Here is a 15,979-nt window from a genome sequence, read left to right as displayed (position 1 = left end):
GAACTGGGAGGGCGTGACCATCCAGCCCCGGTAGGCGGCGAGCACCGGCTCGGGCCGCTCGGGTAGCTGACTTACTATTCGACCGGGCTCGTCACCCCGCACCAGGGCATCATAATCGAAGATGACGTACGGGAGCCCGAGCCGCTCGATGGCGGCGACCTCGGCCCCGAACGCCCGGTCCGGTCGAGACGGCTCCTGCGGGTCACGGCAGAAGACCAGGAGCATGCCTGAAGCCTCCGATCTGGCCCCCAAGGCTTCGATCATCCGACCGTCCGGCTCGTCGCCGCCCGCAGGACCTCCAGCACGTCACGGGGGTCGCAGCCGTAGATCCCCGCCCCGGACGCCTCGTTGGCCTCGACCAGCGCCGGACTTCGGCCCTTGATGACCCCGGCGTCGAGGACGAGGGCGACCGGCAAGTCAACTTCCGGGTCGGCGAGCAACCGATCGACGAGCCCTCTCGTGACCGCCGCCATCTCGGGCTCGACGACCCACTCGTCCTCCTTGCGGGCCAAAGACCCGTTCAGCCAGTAGGGCGACCAGGCGTGGACCCGGCGGTCCCGGACGAAGAAGCGGAACTCGGCGGCCCACTCGACCGGCTCGGACGCTGGATCGCCTCGGGGCGGCTGGAGAAACTGTTCCAGGAGATGGCCGCCCGGCCCGCCTTCGAGGGCACGGTCCGGGTGATGATCGACTCGACCATCGTGCGGGCCCACCAGCACTCCGCCGGGGCTTCGAAAAAAAAGGCGGGGCGGCGGCCCAGGCGATCGGCCGGTCCCAGGGCGGCCCCTCGACGAAGGTCATCGCCGTCGTCACCGACGAGGACGGGCTGATCGCCGTGGACATCGCCGAAGGCCAACGCAACGACGCCCCGCTGGCCCTGCCGGTGCTGGAGAAGGCGAAGCAGGCCGTCGGCCGGATCGACGAGGTGCTGGGGGACAAGGGGTTCGACTCGGACGAGATCCGGGGGGCCATCCTGGACGATCACGACACCTTGCCGGTGATCCCCAACCGGAAGAACCGGACGGACCCGTGGCCGTGGGACGAGGTGATGAAGGAGACCTACAAGCAGAGGAACCGGGTGGAGCGTGCCTTCTCCAAGGCCAAGCAGTTCCGCCGCTTCGCCACCCGGTACGAGAAGCTCAGGGAAGTCTTCCTGGGCCTGGTGCGGCTAGTCTTCGGATTCATCCACATAAGAAAGATCGCCCTATCCGTCAACACGACCTAAGGCTATTTGCGAGGCAGGAAGTGTAGATACCTGTCAGCGATGTATAGAACTGTAAATGCGGCTACAACTAAGACGATGGCGATTCTGACTCCGTGAAAAGCATAAAACACAGATTTGATTGCGATATTCTGGATCTTGCTGGAAAATGCGATCGCCAGGCTGAAAGGCTTAAAACTATCTTCGAGAAAGCGGCGCTCGTTCGGATTCAATACGCTATGGCGTGTGTGCCATTTTATCAAAAGTAGTTCCATCGTTCCTGCTGGCACAAAGGGATTATCCATCCAGTTTTGACGAGCGGTCAATTGCGACAGCCTCAATTCGGCCCGCCCTCGCCTGGTTTCTTGCTGCCTTCGAGTTAGCCAATCCTGAATCGACGGCACGACGAATTCGTGCGTGAGTTGATAGCTGCTCTCCCCTGGCCTCGGAGGCCCATCATCCTCCCCTTCCGTGTTGGTGGGAGTGACGAGGTGGAGTTCTCCGTCGAGGATGCTGATTAGGTCCTCGAACCTCTCCGGGCGAGCGGCATATTCCGACACCTCCAGAAGCTCGCCATACGAACGCTTGTGGCCCTTAATGTCCGTGACGCCCTCGGGCAACAGGGCCTTCAGGACCGACTGGACAGCTTTCTGGTGCCGCCGATACCTGGGATCGGCGTACTGCGACTCGAAGGTCTCCTCCAGAAACCTAACGACGATCCCCTCGACTCCTCCGACCAGTTCGAGTTCCTTGCGAGTCCAGGATCTCTCCTGGAACACCTGTGCGAATAGGGCGAGTCGTACGGGTAGATACCTTCCGTAGGACTGCAGCCCTTCCAGGGCGGCTTTGAGGAATCGCTCTTGCTCGGGGGAGGGGTTGGCCTGGATCTGCTTACTCCCCCTGCCGTATGCCACGAGGATCTCCCGAGCATGCCCTCGGGTGAACGCATCGTATCGGCGGGCGTTCCGGTCGGTATCAAATTTGAAGTCCCTACCCAACTCCTCCAGAAGGCTGATCGTCGCCGGCAGGTATTCGTCCCGCATTAGGAGGAGGGCCTGGACTCGCTCGCCGTCGCAACATTGGAGGGCGCTCACCCATTCGGCATCCCTGTCGCCATTCCATGCGACTAGCAATTGCTCGAATTGATCCAGAATCAGCAGGATCTTCTTGCCTTGTGGCAATCCATTGCCATCGTGCAGGGCTGCGAGCGCCTCGGCCAGCCGCAAGCTCTCAGGCAGGTCGGGACATCGTTTGCGGAGGCCACCGAGCAGTCTCGCTTCCGTCTCGCCTGCTGTCGATTGGAGATAAATCGCCGTGATGTGGTCGCCCAATCTCGGCAGGAGCCCCGCCTTGACGAACGAGGATTTCCCGCTGCCCGAGGGTCCATAGATCACACCGATCCGGAACCCTCGATCGGCGTCCCTGCCTTCGATCCCCGCCTTCCAGAAAGCGATGCTGTTGGGGAGCTTTGCCTCACCCTCATAGTCGGGGAGCAATTTGATGAAGAGTTCGGCCTCGTCCTTGTCGAACGACTTCAGCCCCTTGGGAACGACCTTAATCGGGCTCGGCTCAGTGGGTTTCGGGATGGGCCTTCTGACATCTCCTTCATCCTTTGCCAGTTCTTGCCGCCCTTTCGGAGTGACTGAAGCCGCCAGGTCGCCGTTATCGAGCGGTACAAGATCGATGAACCCATCACGATCAAGGCCCCGCAGACAGACCTGGACCGCACCTGGCCCCATCCCCGTCTTCCCGGCGATGACGGAAGCGAGGATGAAACCGCTGCCGTGCCCGGCCAGTTCGTCGCAAGCCGCCAGGACCAACCGCTCTGAGCCGGTGGGCATCGTCGTCTCCCAATTCCGCCGGTAGGATCGCCGCAAACCGATAAGCTGAGCTTGCTTCAGGAACATCGCAAGGGCATTGTTTCCCCCTTGATTCACGGCTATTCTAAGCCCTCGCTCCCCTGACGAACCAGGGCTTCGAGTCGAAATCGAGGACGGACTGGCGAGGTTGCCTGCAATGCCCAGACTCTTCGGCGCTCAACGGCTGGTCCTCCAGGCGATCCAGGAGGCCCAGGGCGATACCACGGCCTTCATTGAGGACGCAAAGCTCGCCCGATCTACCCAGATCGCCCTACGGGACATAAGGGACTGGTTCCTGACCATGGATCAGGACGAGTACGTCGATCTCGCCCTGACCGAGGGCGGAATGAAGGCAAGCATCACGCCGAAAGGCCGCCTGGCACTAGGTTTATACCGCCCGTTCCCCGAGCAAGCCGCCACGCTGGCCCAGGAGCCGGTCCGACTTAGGAGTCGGACGGGACGGGAGCGTGCCCTAGTCATCGGCGTCAGCGACTATCCGCCTCCCATCCCCAGACTACCCGCCGTGGCCAACGACGTGCGGGAGATAGCGAAGCTCCTCGGGTCGGACCAGGGGCAGTTCCCCGGCCAGAACGTCAAGAGCTTGGTCGAACACGAGGCGACTCAAAAGGCCGTCCTGGAGGCGATCGACTCGACGTTCTCGAACGTCCAGGCCGAGGACGCCGTGTTCGCCTACTTGGCCGGACACGGTGCAGTCGTTGGCGGCCAATACTACTTCGTCGCCCACGACACCACGGTCAAGGACATCGCCACCAACGGCGTCCCCCTAATGCAGATCAAGGCGGCGTTCGACGCCTCGCCGAGCCAGCGGGCCTTCCTCTGGCTCGACTTCTGCCACAGCGGCGGGATTATCCCTCGTGACTTGTCGGGCGGGCAAGACGATCGGGAGGTCATCAGCCGGACGCTGGAGGTCGCCCAAGGCCAGGGCAAGCTGATCGTCGCCGCTTGCACGCCCACCCAATATTCCTACGAGCAGGGGGCACACGGGCTGTTCACCGACGCCCTGCTGAAGGGGCTGAAGGGCGAGGCGGCCAACAAGGGCGAGGTGACGATCAACTCGCTGTACGACTACATCGACCGGAAGATGGGAAGCGACCGCCAGCGACCGATGATGTTCGGGCAGATGACGGGGCGAGTGCTGTTGATGCACATGGCGTGACGGGGATCGCATTACCCCAAGCTCTCGGGAGGTGGCCCCATACGATGTCCAGGTTATACGGTGCACAACGATTGGTCCTCCAGGTGATCAGGGACTTGTCACGAGCCGTTGATGATGGCTTCGTATACGACAGCCAAGTCGCCGAGAAAACTAGGATCACGACCGGCGATGTGAGGGATTGGATCGAGACACTCGACGCAGAGGGCTTTGTCGATCTCGTTCGGACGTCTGACGGCATGCGGGCGGCGATCACGGCGAAGGGTCGCTTGGCCCTCCGGCGGGACTCAGCCCAGGAGACTTACAAGGGGGCGGACCACATTGGTGTGGAGCCGATCATCGATCTGCTCGATGAGACGAACCGACTTGGTAGAGACCTTGGGCGGAAGATTGGTGAACAATACCTCAGCCTAGTCCAGCCTATCTACGACCACCTGGAGGCCGTCCACGAGTCATACTTAACGCATTTCCGAAAGTATCGGGAGCAAATCTCCGCTTGGGAAAAGGGCTTCGGACCCGGACACCCGATTTTCGATAGGCTCGAGAACGATCACCTTTTCACCCAGTCCGACAGGATCAAGGTCGTAGCCTTGACCGAATCCATTCCTATGTTTTGGGAGTCGCAGGAGAAGAAAACAATCGACTTGGCCACCACCCCAGAGGAACGGCTACATTACGGCCTCTTGAGCTTCCTGACCTCAATTGTCGATTACTTTCGAACTTCGCAGTCTTACGGTAGCCTTGACGAATCCTGGTGGCCGAACCAGCCGAGAGGGAACCTTCTTGCGTGTCTAAGGATGTTATTCGGCTCGAAGCCAGATGAGGTCGCCGGATGGTTGGGCATGATCCAGGGATGCCGGGGGAGCAGGTTCATTCTCCAAGGGAGCGGGTTCCGTCTCTACGTTGGATTCACTTTGTCCCCGAGTCGTTTCGAGCAGTTGCGGGTCGAGTTGACGACGGCGATCGGCGACTTTGACAGGGTTAAGAAGACCTTGGCACTGGCGAAGATCGACGAGATCGTTGGGGGATTGCTTCGGGGTTACGAAAAGGTCGTTCGGTCACACCAATGGATCATTGCCGAGCGGTTGATCCACCCACCGCCGCAAAGATTTTCTTGATATTTAGAGAGTGCAAAGTGCCGGGGCTAACTTCGGGTACGGGAGCAGACCATGGCCAAGCTCTTCGGTGCCCAAAAGCTGGTCCTCCAGGCGATCCAGGACTCGCCCAAGGACACCGCCGGCTTCGTCACAGACGCCCAGGTTGCACAGACCACTGGCATCGCCCTGAAGGACGTCCGAGACTGGATCGAGACCCTTGAAGGCGAGGGGTACGTCGAAGTAGCAAATGCCCAAACCGGGCTGCTCGCCTCGATCACGGCGAAGGGCCGGCTCCAACTCAGCCCCTCGGAGCCTATCGCAAAGAAACCGCCCCCGACGCCGCAAGCAAACCCATCCCCCTATCCGCCTAACCCGGTTGAGGGAAGACCAGGGGTCTCCCTGTTGCTCGACGAGGCGCACGGGCAGGACCGATGGGTCGGTCGTCCGACCGCAAGCATCGGTTACAGTCGAGCCTTGGAGGGCATGCGAGGTGTCGCCCCATTCGCTTCGAACCCCCAGTCTGAACTTACCCGTGAAGTTCTCGATCCCTTCACTGTGCTCGTCCTCCCTGTTACTCTCAGGGCCGATCTTACGCCGGGCGAGTGCTCGGCCATCGCCGCCTGGGTCGAGGAGGGCCACGGCCTGCTCGCCCTGGGGACATACCTCATGGAGCGGCACCACGAGACCAACCTGAACGCCCTCCTCCGACGCCTCGGCGTGCGGCTCGCCACCGATTTGATCATGTCCACCGAGAAGGACGACTACCTCAGTTGCAGGAAGCAGGTCATCGGTGTCGATCGTAGCCTCGCCGTGACGACCGATCTCCGGGCCGTCCCGGAGGGCCACCCCATCCTCGACGGGGTTCGTAGTGTTACGTTCCAATCCGCCTGCACGGTCGAGGCCGAGGGTGGGGCTGACCTCCTGGTCGAGACCGACGCCGTATGCAGCAGGATGAGGGCGAGGGGACGTAGCGAGGACGATACTGATCGTTTGATCCTCGTTCAGGATTACACCGTCGAGTCTCGGGGCCACCTTCCCTTCCTGGTTGCTTCGAGGGCCGGGCGGGGAAGGGTCATTGTGGTCGGGGCCTGGAAGGTCTTCCTGAACGAGTTCGTCGGAGACGAGCACACCGATAACGATAAGCTGTTTCAAAACTGCATCTGGTGGCTGGCGGGCTTCGAGGGCTCAGGCGGTCAATAATCGCAGTTGTTCGTTTCCGACTCTTCGTAGGACGTCGTAATTGGGCCGGATCATCGGGCGAAACGATCGAACGTAATTGGCATGAGGTCGAAAGTAATGGCGAAGCTCTTCGGTGCCCAGAAGATGGTCCTACAGGCGATCCAGGATTAGCCGAAGGACGCCGCCGGCTTCGTCATCGACGCCCAGGTCGCCCAGCGTACTAGCATCGCTCTCAAGGACGTCCGGGACTGGACCGAGACCCTCGAAGGAGAGGGCTACGTGGAGGTCGCAAGGGCCCAGACGGGTCTGCTCGCCTCGATCACGGCTAAGGGTCGGCTCCAACTCGGCCTGTACGTCCCAATCCCTGCTACGAATGGTAATCCAGCCGTTGCGGTCTCGCCCGAGCCGCCCCGGCCCGTGCCGAATCCGGCGGTAGTGGCTACTGAGCCAGTCGTCGAACTGGGAGCCGCCACGCCATCATCAGGCGAAGTAGACGGTTATCAGGTCGTCCTCTTGATCCACGGGATCAGGACGACAGCCAACTGGGGGCCGATGGTCCGGTCGAAACTCGAAGTGCCTGGCCAGGTCGAGGTCATCCCGATCCGGTACGGCTACTTCGACGCCTTCCGGTTCTGGTTCCCGTTCTGGACGAGGAGCAGGCCGGTCGAGAAGGTCTACGTCCAGATCCGGGTGGCACTCCAGAAGTACCGGAAGGAGCGTCCCGACGCCAAGCTGTCGATCATCGCCCACAGCTTTGGGACGTACGTGGTGGGCCAGATCCTCAAGAGAGGTTTCGACCTCCAGATCCATCGCCTAATCCTCTGCGGCTCGGTCCTGCGGCAGGACTTCCCTTGGGAGCAGTACCAGGGCCGGTTCGACGACGACAAGGTGGTCAACGAGTGCGGCAAGGCCGACATCTGGCCGGTCCTGGCCCAGTCGGCGAGCTGGGGCTATGGGGCCTCGGGCACGCACGGCTTCGGTGCCGTGCTGGTCAAGGATCGGTTTCACGCTGGGGGGCACGGCCAGTACTTCGAGCCGGAGTTCGTGGAGTATTACTGGGACCCCTTCATCAAGTGGGGAGAATATCGGGGGACGGACTTCGAGGTCAAGATGCCCACGACTCCGTTGTGGGTATCAGTGCTGGGGATACTCCCGCTTAGATGGCTGATCACCATGTTTGCAATCGCAATCATATCATTGCGCCTTTACGTCGCAAGCAGTGTGTTAGGCACCGGGCATCCCAACGAGGTCAATCCGGCAGGGGAACATGCGATTATCAATCATCAAAAGATACCAGCAGACGATCGCCATGCCGGGCAGATCTCGGGATCGACCGAAAAGGGTTCTAGTGCGGAAGGCGACCGGACAGACAGTTCATCCGACAACCTAAAATTAAGGGTTTACAACTTTGATAATTACTCAACCTCAGCGAGAGAGGTCTTCGTGGGCGGAATGTTTCCAGGGTACATCCTCAGCAACCTATTGCAATCTCAAGTTGATGCAGAAAAGAGCAAAGGCGAAGACCCCCTAAGCATTTATCAGTATCGAGGCGCCCCTCCCAAAGACCTCGTTGAAGAGTTCCGCAAACAAGCGCCATTCATCTGCGTCGCTGGCTACGTGTCTGATTCGCCAAACAACGGGGGATATACTGTTACCGTCCGAGCAGCCATAATTAACAAAGAGGTTAAATCGCAACCAATCATAGTCAAAGAATTGGCTATTCCAAAGAATCTGGAAGGCATGAAAGAACAGGCCGCAGAAGTATCTAAAGAACTGCTGGAGTTCCTTCAGAAAATCAAGCAAACTTCTTCTTTTAGCGACTCTAACTTAAACAATTAATTTTTATCTATACTGATTTGCTGCACAATGCTGGCCCCGCTCTTCGCCACACGTACTGCGGCCCGCCACCTCGGCCCGGAGCCGGTCGATAAGGGTCTGGAGGCTGTCGTCGGCCTCGTCCAGCCCGACGCTTTCCAGGAACAGGCTGACCCGACCAACCACTCGGGCCTGCTCGACCGTCCGATCTCGTTCCCTCCGCAGCGCCTACTCTTTGGCGGCGTTGAGTTTCCTGGTCATGTTCCCGCCGATGATCACGTTGTAGCCCGACAGGAGCCCGTCGTGGACGATCCGGTCCCGGAAGGGCAGCAGGACCGTCTTGCAGTAGAAAGGGAGAGGCTGGTCGATGACATCGTCCAGCGGGTCGCTCAGCCCCAGGACGCCGTAGGCCACGGTCGGTTCCTTCGCCGTGAGGAAGATCGTGTGCTTCTTGAGGAACCGCAGGACGTAGAACTCGCCCGCCACGAGGTCTTTCCACGAGCGGACGACGGCCAGGTCGTCCGGTTCGAGCTTGGAGGGATTCTCTCTCACGAAGGCGTCGATGAGGTCGGGGTGTTCGACCAGGGCGTCCCGCACCTTGAGCCGCTGCGGCGGCGGCAGGGCGACGAGCCCCTGCGACTTGGCGGGCGGCTCGGCGATCTTGAGCCGCCGGTTGACGAAGAGCGTCAGCGCCTTGTGCAGCGTGAAGAACCGCTCGGCGTCGTCCGGGTCGAGGATCATGACGTGGCCCCGGCCCGTCTCCGGTCCCCGATCAATGGCCGAGCGCCTTGACCCAGGCGACCTCCAGCTTGAACGGCCCCGCCTTCTTGTCGGCCAGCATGAGCCCCATAGAGTTCATCTTCGCTGCGTCCACGGGACCGGCGTTCGGCACCTTTTCGCCGAACGAGGTGGCGTAGCAGTCCTTGAGCGGGATCTCCACCTCGGTCCACTCGCCCGCCTTCGTCGGGATGGGGGCACGGTAGGAGTAGGCGACCCGGAGCGATGGCACGTAGAGGTTCAGCAGGTACTCCCGGCCGTCGCCCTTCAGCTTGATGACCAGCGTGTCGTCGGGCTTGAGGCCGAGGTCGCTGCGGCGTGACAGGACCGAGGCGAACCCGCCGTGGTTCTCCAGCGAGAGCGTCCCGAAGAACTCCATCGTGCCCTGCTCGGTGATCCTGAAGCGGCCGTCCGAGACGCCGCCCATCACGCCGTCGTTGACCGGCTGCCACGCCTGGGCGGCGTCGGGCCTGGCGAAGTCGAACAAGACACGGGGCTCATCGGCGAAGGCAGGGGTGACGGTCATCAGCGAGAACACGGCGGACAGCGCCGTGAGCAGTCGGGTGTGGCGGCTCATGTCGTTTCTTTCCATGAGGTCGAAGTCGGCGAGGCGCAGGTCTCTGTGATTCTCCCGCTCCCTGTCGGCTCCGTCAAACTTGCGATATTCTCGACAGCTTGGAAGGCTTCTTCCCAGAGATTTGCCGTCGGCACCCGCCATGCCGACGCCCTCAATAAGAAGTTCGACTACTTGTCGGCGTCAGGGGAGGATCGAGCTGCGAGTCGGTACAGCATCGGAGACAAGCGGCTCTCGCAGATCATCGACAAGTTGGCAAAGTCCGGGCTCGTCACCGAAGTCAAGGCGGTCAACGGCAACTCGAAGCACACACGCTTCAGGAAGGCGGCGGATTTCTACGACTTCGGGGCGAAGTTCGGGGCTCCCGAGACCGCCTTCCAGCTCTCGGCAAACTGGGGTCGCCTGAATTGACATAAGTCCTTGTCAGTTGTGAATCGGCAAATACGAAAATAAGCAATCCGCTCGTCCCCCCTTTAAGGGGACGGCGGATCTGCGTATTCGGATTTGGCACATGGGCCGGGCAAAGGAGCACCACCGAGGGAATTATTTGAACACCATAATCTATTCAGTAGTCTCAGAATCGCTCATTCGCCGTAGAGCCCTTGCCAGCGAGGTTAATCCGTCGCAAAGGCGATTCACATTGCTCAAATATTCCGAGCCGATTCCTCTGCCGTTGCTCGTGACCCTTGCGTGAATAATCGCATCGGCCATGAAAAGCCATTCTGCGGCCTGCGTCAGAGTCTCAGGCATGTCTGCCTCAACGGAGACAGGTAATGCGAGTACTTGACCCGCAGCACCCAGATTCATAGGCACTGGGTGGTTTTGAAGTAAATGGCGTGCGTCCTCACGGGTTTGCAGGAACTCTTGTACCGATCGAACTACGTCTCCGACAGGCTTGCTCATGCTGAACTCCATGAAATCGGCCCCGCCACCGCCAAGCCGGCTGCGCCGGGCCATGCCTGTTGAGGGACTCTACGAATCCTTTTGTAGCGAGACCGCCAGCCACCAGAATGTGCCCGCAATAGCAGTTGCGGCTGACAGCAACACCCAGACATCGAACGACCAAGTTCCGATGAACACGCAGGTCTTGTACAGCACTACAACCGACACCGAGGACAGGGCGAGCGTAAACAACGTTATGAATGATTTCTCTGACGAGCCGGTGACCATCCCCGCAAGCACTGAAATCGTCAGGATTCCGAGTCCGATCGCAATAGGAATCGAAATCGACGCCGGTTGTCTTGAAAGAAGATCGATCAGCCCGATCAGCCCGAAGATTCCCAGAGCCGCCGCAGCGAACGCACAACCGGCGGCGTCCGACTGCTGGGAGCCGAGAGACCGCTTGCCAGACGGCGTGGAAGCACGCCCTACTATCTCGATCGTCACGGTTGCGGCCTGGTCGATCTGGCCCGCCCCGCCGCCATTCGTGTACACCAGCCCCCGTCTGGCAAGCATGTCAAGTTTTGCGTGACTAATGCTATGGCCGTCGGAAACCCCTTGGCTCCGCAATAACTCTTGTCCCTCGGAAGTCACCTGATACGTCGAGATGCTCCCGCCTTTGGCCGATCGTATGTAGAATCCATCACTATCCTTGTACTCGTTGACGGTCGGCATGCGAGCCCTTTGTGAGTCCTTGCTCGGAATTTGTGGTGGCCGGCAGTTCGTTCCGCCAGACAGTTACAAGGGCTTGTTCTGTATGCCTGGGGCTGTCTGCGACATATCAAAAGGAAAATCAAGATCTTCGCCTCTCCGCAATCTGTCCATGTTTACTTCAAGTCCTTTGGCGTAGCTGTAAAGCTTGCCTTTGACAGTGTATTTCTTCTCCTCGCTTGCGCAGTCCCGGGTCAATCGGCGAGCCGTTCCTGTTTCGTTTTCTTGATCATATTCCGCCGTGTCGCTTGCGTAGATGGAGGCGTAGACGTTGGCCAGGCTTGACAGTGCGTTTAAGAACGCATCCTCCCGGCGTTCTCGGGCCGCTCTATGTTCTCGTTCTGCTGGTGAAGAGTGCAAACGACCGCAATCAATGCGAGCCCAGAGAATATCGAATTGGCAGCTCCGAATGAGTCGCCATACTTGCTCGTCTGTTCGAGTACTGACGCCAACGTATTGACCTTACTTGGATCGACCGAAGGCAGCCAGAAAGCCGCCAAGAATGGGTAGGCCATAGAGATTACCCAGAATTCTGTGACTGCGATGGTTGCAAGCGCAAGCATGGTTTTGGACACGTTCTTACTCCTTGTGATTGGCAGCAAATGTCAGGAACCAACCCGGAATGACGGCATGGATGAACTTGTCGAGTAGATGCTCTGGCCCTCACCCTGATAACTCTCGAAGATGTGACGGTACACCGAGTCGCATTTGGCCTGGTACAACTCCACCGAGTAGATGCGGGGCAGGTCGTCCAGCACCATCTTCACGGTGGAGTACACGTCGGCACGGGTCCGCAACTTGTTCCGCCAGTCGAGGACGAGTTTCGCTTCCTTGAGGGTCTGGAGGAGCGTCCGGGCGACCGTTTTGACCTGCTTACGGTCGTCGTCGGTCAACTCCAGGTCGGGCTTGGTGAGGATGTCGAAGAGGGCGAGCTCTTCCTCGGACAGTTGCTCGGCCACGCCACGCTGGTCTTCCTGGCTGAGTTCCCGCACGAAGGACATCAACTTCTCGAAGAACCCGTCCACGTCCAGGCCCTTGTTGTACTCGTCGATCAGCCGCTTGAACTTCTCCAGCAGGTCGGCCCGAGTGTGGTTCAACTGCACCATGCGTTGTAGTTTCTGCCCCACCGCCCCCTTGAGTTTCTCCGCCTCGGTGCGTTTGCGACCCTGCTGGAAGTGGGCTTTGAGGGCCTCGAAGTCGATCTGGCCGAGGTCGATCAGCGAGGTCTCCTCGGTGGCGTGGATGACGTAGCCCTTCGTGGCGATGGACTCGTCGAGCAACTGGCCGACCTTCTCCATCACGTCGTCGATGCTGACCTCCGGCAGGAACGACCGGATCTTGTCGGCCAGCACCGCCAGGCAGGTCTTGACGGCGAGGAACTCGTTGGCGGCGGGGTCGGGCAGGATCGCCTTGTAGAGCCTCACCACCTGGGACGCCAGTGAGAGGTACTTCTTCTTGAGGTCGTCGTTGACGATGACCTTTTCCACGGCGTCATCGACGGCATTCTCCACCTGCTTGTCCACGAGGTGAGCGACGGCGTCGTCCAGGTGGGCGACCTTCTGGAAGCCCTGGGCGTCGATGATGGAGTCGATGACGACGCCCCGCTCGGTGCAAAAGTTGCGGGCGTCCTGGATCGCTTCACGAAGGGCGGCCACCAACTCCTGCTTTTTCTGGATCGGGCATTCGCCTTCTCCGACGCCGCCGCCCGAGCCGGAGCCGTAGATCGCCAGGGCCTTCTGGAGGTCACGGAAGACGCCCACGTAGTCCACGATCAGGCCGTTGTTCTTCTCCTCGAAGACCCGGTTGGCCCTGGCGATCGTCTGCATCAGGGTGTGGTTCTTCATCGGCTTGTCGATGTAGATGGTGGAGACGGCGGGGGCGTCGAAGCCGGTCATCCACATCGCACAGACGAAGACGAGGCGGAAGGGGTCGTCCGGGTTCTTGAACTTGGTCTCCAGGTCTTCCGTCACCATCCGCTTGCGGTGCGGCTCGATGTCGCAGCCCCGCTCCTTGAAGAACTCCACCTCGTTCTGCTGCTGCGACACGACCACGGCCATGTCCGTCTCTTCCATGTAACGGATCATGTCTTCCAGGCCGGGCCGACGCAGGGGATCGGCGAGGGGGAGTTGGGCCTTGAGGTCGGCCAGGTACGCCTTCCAGTGCTCCTGAACCTTGTCGTACATCTTGACCGCCGTCAGTTTGTCGATGCAGACGACCATCCCCTTGCCGCCCTGCCCCCGCCCCATGAAGTGCGCCACCAAGTCCTCGGCGACCTTCTCCAGCCGGTCGTCTCGGGTGATGAGGTGGTACTCTCGGGCGAACTCCCGCTCCAGCTTCTTCTCCTGCTCCTCGTCGAGTTCCGCCTCCTCGATCAGGTTCGCCAGGTCTTCCTTGAGGTTCTCGTTGGTGAGCTGGAGTTCGGGGATGCGGTTCTCGTAGTACAGGGGGACGGTCGCCCCGTCCTCGATGGACTGGCGGAAGTTGTAGATGGACACGTAATCGCCGAAGACCTCCTTCGTCCGCTCCTCCCCGGCCATCAGCGGCGTGCCGGTGAAGCCGATGAAGGCGGCGTTCGGCAGGGCGTTCCGCATGTTGAGGGCCAGGGTGTCGTACTGGCTGCGGTGGGCCTCGTCCGTCATGACGATGATGTCGGAGCGGTCGGAGACCTTCGGGTATCGCTGCCCCTTCTTCGTGACGAACTTCTGGATGAGGGTGAAGATGAAGCGGTGATCCTCGCCGAGCAGTTGCTTGAGGTGGTCGCCGCTGTCGGCCTGGCACTCCTCGGCGACCGCCCCGGTGTTGCGGAAGTTTTTGTAGATCTGGGTGTCGAGGTCGTCCCGGTCGGTCACGACCAGGAACGTCCAGTTGCCCGTGACCTTCCGCAAGACCTTCTGGGAGAAGAAGACCATCGAGAAGCTCTTCCCGCTGCCCTGGGTGTGCCAGAACACGCCGAGCCGCCCCTGGTTCTCCCGGATCTTCTTGAGAGCCTCCACGGCGTTGTTGACGCCGAGGTACTGGTGGTTCTTGGCGACGACTTTGACCAGCCCTCCCTTGCCCTCGTCGAAGACGGTGAAGTTCTCGGCCAGGTCGAGTAGCCGGGCCTTGGCGCACGTCCCGAGGATCAAGGTCTCCAGTGAGACGACCCCCTTCTCACCCTCGTCGTCGATCCGCTTCCAATCGGCGAAGTGTTCCCAGCCTGCCGTAACGCTGCCGACCTTCGCCTCGCTCCCGTTGGAGAGGATGATGAAAGCGTTGTACCAGAAGATCTGCGGGATGGCGTTCTTGTAGTCCTTGAGGTTGTGCTTGTAGGCATGTTCGACCTTGCCGTGGGTCTTCTTGAGTTCCACGAACAGCATCGGCAGCCCGTTGACGAACCCCACGAGGTCGCACCGCCGCTTGTAGATGCTGCCCGAGACCCAGAACTGGGAGACCAGGAAGAAGTCGTTGTTCTTGGGATCGTTCCAGTCGATGACACGGACGGTCTCGGTCGCCTCGGAGCCGTCGTCGTCCTGATAGGTGACTTTCACGCCGTCCCTGAGCAGCCGGTAGACCTCCCGGTTGGCCTGGGCCAGGCTCATGGCCGCACGATCCCGGCCCAACTCCTCGACCGCCCCGTCGATGACCTCACGTCCCACGCCGGAATTGATCTTCACCAGGGCGGCACGCAGCCGGTGCGGGAGGATGACCTCGGCGGTGGTCTCCCGACCGAACGGGGACGACGCCCCGCCGCCGTGTTCGTGGAAGCCCTTGGCCGTCTCATAACCAAGTTGGGCGAACAGGGCGACTGCGGGCTGCTCGACCAGGGCGTTCTCGGAGTAGTCGGAGGTTGGCGAGTTCATCACGCCTCTCCCGCCCACCGAGGAGCGTTCACGACGAAGTTGAACAGGGGCGTGTCCGTCGATCGGAGGGCGGCAACGGCGGCCTGGGAGACGGCGGGTTTTCCATTATGTCTTTCGTCGAGAATCGACGTGTAAGCCGGAGTCGCCTGGATCTGGACTTCAACCAAGGCGAACGGGAAGGATTCTGGGTCTCCCAGCTTGCCCCAGAATGAGCCAAGTTCCCGATAAAGTACATCGGGTCTGGCGGTTTGTTTGGAGGACGATGGGGTGAAGAGGAGATAAGCCAGGCGAGACTCGGAACCGGCCGCCGCCGCCGAAGCGGCCCGATGAAGCATCTGGTAGTTCACCCCGTGAAAGTCCTGGGCATCGAACGGACCGCCAAGTCGGCATTGCAGCAGATCGAGCCAGCCCTGGAGGACAGCCTCCCGGTTTGGTCGAAATTCGCCTTTGTCCAGCCATTTCGCCACGGTATCGGAAAGGGGCTCCGTCCATTTGGCCTCGATGGCGAGCGACTTCGAGCCGGAGCGGAGCATCACGTCGGTATGAGAGGCGTTGCCCCGGCCTCTTTGCGGGGGGACGGTGTATTCCAGATAGAGGTCGGAGTCGGCGGGCATGCCGAGCGACGAGACGATCCGCTCAAACTGATCCGGGGCATGGATCAAGAGCGACAAGAGCGGGATCGTCGATCGGGTCGGCGACTCGAACTCCCCGCCGCCGTAGAAAGGTACGGCGTCGACGACCGTGCGAATAACGTTCGGGTTCCCGAAGTGGAATCTCATGCGTGGGCCTCCGCAGGGAAAATTGCCGTCGTCGC

The 15,979-nt window shown here is 60.6% G+C and carries 13 protein-coding genes; 6 read left to right on the top strand and 7 right to left on the bottom strand.

Going from position 1 to position 15,979, the window contains the following annotated elements; genetic code table 11:
• Positions 1 to 260: 260 nt before the first annotated feature.
• Positions 261 to 713: an ATP-grasp domain-containing protein gene (locus tag G6O68_RS12260; RefSeq protein ID WP_240911145.1), complete on the bottom strand. Its 453-nt coding sequence runs from the start codon at positions 711 to 713 to the stop codon at positions 261 to 263.
• Here G6O68_RS12260 and G6O68_RS12255 point away from each other — a divergent pair.
• Entirely contained in the window at positions 605 to 1,225 is a 621-nt protein-coding gene (locus tag G6O68_RS12255; RefSeq protein WP_165248131.1) for an IS5 family transposase, read from the top strand. The genes G6O68_RS12260 and G6O68_RS12255 overlap by 109 nt on opposite strands.
• Before the next feature lie 2 nt (positions 1,226 to 1,227).
• On the opposite strand, the gene G6O68_RS12250 is transcribed toward G6O68_RS12255, so the two are convergent.
• On the bottom strand, positions 1,228 to 3,108 hold the full coding sequence (locus G6O68_RS12250; RefSeq protein ID WP_165248060.1) for an nSTAND1 domain-containing NTPase: 1,881 nt from the start codon (positions 3,106 to 3,108) through the stop codon (positions 1,228 to 1,230).
• A gap of 109 nt (positions 3,109 to 3,217) precedes the next feature.
• Between G6O68_RS12250 and G6O68_RS12245 the strand changes: the two genes are divergently transcribed.
• The 4 genes from G6O68_RS12245 (at position 3,218) to G6O68_RS12230 (ending at position 8,349) form a co-directional block, all read left to right on the top strand.
• Positions 3,218 to 4,237, top strand: coding sequence for a caspase family protein (locus tag G6O68_RS12245; protein WP_165248058.1), 1,020 nt, complete (start codon positions 3,218 to 3,220; stop codon positions 4,235 to 4,237).
• 83 nt (positions 4,238 to 4,320) lie between these two features.
• Positions 4,321 to 5,352: a hypothetical protein gene (locus G6O68_RS12240; protein ID WP_165248056.1), complete on the top strand. Its 1,032-nt coding sequence runs from the start codon at positions 4,321 to 4,323 to the stop codon at positions 5,350 to 5,352.
• A gap of 51 nt (positions 5,353 to 5,403) precedes the next feature.
• Positions 5,404 to 6,531 carry a hypothetical protein gene (locus G6O68_RS12235; protein WP_165248054.1) on the top strand — a complete coding sequence of 376 codons (1,128 nt, stop codon included), beginning with the start codon at positions 5,404 to 5,406 and terminating at the stop codon, positions 6,529 to 6,531.
• 258 nt (positions 6,532 to 6,789) lie between these two features.
• Positions 6,790 to 8,349, top strand: a complete 1,560-nt coding sequence (locus G6O68_RS12230) for an alpha/beta hydrolase (protein WP_165248052.1) — start codon at positions 6,790 to 6,792, stop codon at positions 8,347 to 8,349.
• Between the two features lie 204 nt (positions 8,350 to 8,553).
• Here the strand turns inward: G6O68_RS12230 and G6O68_RS12225 are convergent, their stop codons facing one another.
• Complete coding sequence (locus G6O68_RS12225) at positions 8,554 to 9,066, bottom strand: hypothetical protein (protein ID WP_165248050.1); 513 nt, start codon at positions 9,064 to 9,066, stop codon at positions 8,554 to 8,556.
• A gap of 31 nt (positions 9,067 to 9,097) precedes the next feature.
• The gene (locus G6O68_RS12220; protein WP_165248048.1) at positions 9,098 to 9,679 is read right to left on the bottom strand and encodes a CIA30 family protein; all 582 of its coding nucleotides are present in this window, start codon (positions 9,677 to 9,679) and stop codon (positions 9,098 to 9,100) included.
• Between the two features lie 45 nt (positions 9,680 to 9,724).
• On the opposite strand from G6O68_RS12220, the gene G6O68_RS12215 reads away from it, so the two are divergent.
• Entirely contained in the window at positions 9,725 to 10,087 is a 363-nt protein-coding gene (locus G6O68_RS12215) for an Rrf2 family transcriptional regulator (RefSeq protein WP_165248046.1), read from the top strand.
• A gap of 561 nt (positions 10,088 to 10,648) precedes the next feature.
• On the opposite strand, the gene G6O68_RS12210 is transcribed toward G6O68_RS12215, so the two are convergent.
• The 3 genes from G6O68_RS12210 to G6O68_RS12200 all read right to left on the bottom strand — a co-directional run bounded on the left by G6O68_RS12210 (position 10,649) and on the right by G6O68_RS12200 (position 15,944).
• Entirely contained in the window at positions 10,649 to 11,290 is a 642-nt protein-coding gene (locus tag G6O68_RS12210; RefSeq protein ID WP_165248044.1) for a sugar porter family MFS transporter, read from the bottom strand.
• 641 nt (positions 11,291 to 11,931) lie between these two features.
• On the bottom strand, positions 11,932 to 15,165 hold the full coding sequence (locus G6O68_RS12205; protein ID WP_165248042.1) for a type I restriction endonuclease subunit R: 3,234 nt from the start codon (positions 15,163 to 15,165) through the stop codon (positions 11,932 to 11,934).
• Positions 15,165 to 15,944, bottom strand: coding sequence for a DUF6946 family protein (locus G6O68_RS12200; RefSeq protein ID WP_165248032.1), 780 nt, complete (start codon positions 15,942 to 15,944; stop codon positions 15,165 to 15,167). The genes G6O68_RS12205 and G6O68_RS12200 overlap by 1 nt, the downstream gene beginning before the upstream one ends.
• Between the last annotated feature and the right edge of the window lie 35 nt (positions 15,945 to 15,979).

It is taken from the genome of Paludisphaera soli, from assembly GCF_011064595.1.
In the GTDB taxonomy this organism is placed as follows: domain Bacteria; phylum Planctomycetota; class Planctomycetia; order Isosphaerales; family Isosphaeraceae; genus Paludisphaera; species Paludisphaera soli.
The sequence above is the reverse complement of the archived record's forward strand: the minus strand, read 5'-3'. Positions and strand labels throughout refer to the sequence as shown.